The sequence below is a fragment of the Streptomyces celluloflavus genome, from assembly GCA_000720995.1.
GTDB lineage: Bacteria > Actinomycetota > Actinomycetes > Streptomycetales > Streptomycetaceae > Streptomyces > Streptomyces celluloflavus.
Genome location: JOEL01000133.1, coordinates 1 through 613, shown reverse-complemented (window position 1 = coordinate 613; position 613 = coordinate 1). Strand labels below are relative to the sequence as shown.

1 protein-coding gene is annotated in these 613 nt (G+C 62.8%); it reads right to left on the bottom strand.

Annotated features, from left to right (window positions below):
• Positions 1 to 176 precede the first annotated feature (176 nt).
• Positions 177 to 410, bottom strand: a complete 234-nt coding sequence (locus IH09_RS36205; protein WP_052861989.1) for a hypothetical protein — start codon at positions 408 to 410, stop codon at positions 177 to 179.
• Positions 411 to 613: the final 203 nt, after the last annotated feature.

Below are 613 nucleotides of genomic sequence, written 5' to 3'. Positions count from 1 at the left end.
GCGGGCGCACGACGGCAGCATCATGGCGGAGCCGCGCGAGGGCGGCGGACTCGTGATGCGGGTCATCCTGCCCCTCTGACGGGCCTGTACGGCCGCTGGAGGCGGCTCTCCGCAATACACAGACACACCATCGGGTGGCCCGGACCATCTTGCGCCGGGCCACCCGATATTTTCTCTCAGGCGGTGGCAGTCCTCGTGTTGCAGTACTTCGTCGGACTGTCGAGGTTCGCGCGGAGGCATACCTCCAGGAGCACGTTCGAACCTTCCTTCATATCGCTGGTGGGCAACTGTGCGCAGTTGCCGTTGGCGCCGTCAGCGTCATGCATGAGCGCGTATTCTTTCTTGCCGTTGGCGGCCGTGTAACTTGCCCAGCCATACACGATGTTGCTGTCGGCCTTGATGTCGCACACCCAGGCATTGTCGCCGTTCGCCTGGAAAATCAGCTTGCCGCCGGGGCCGGAATCCCCCGTATATATTGTGGCGTCGCCTGCGTAGGCGACGCCTGGAGATATCCCTAAGAGGATGTCTCACGTGGTGAGTTTTGCGAGCGTCTTGTAGCAGGTGAGGGCGGCTGCGAGGCCGAGGAAGGCGAGAAAGTGGGAGCCGTTTCGCT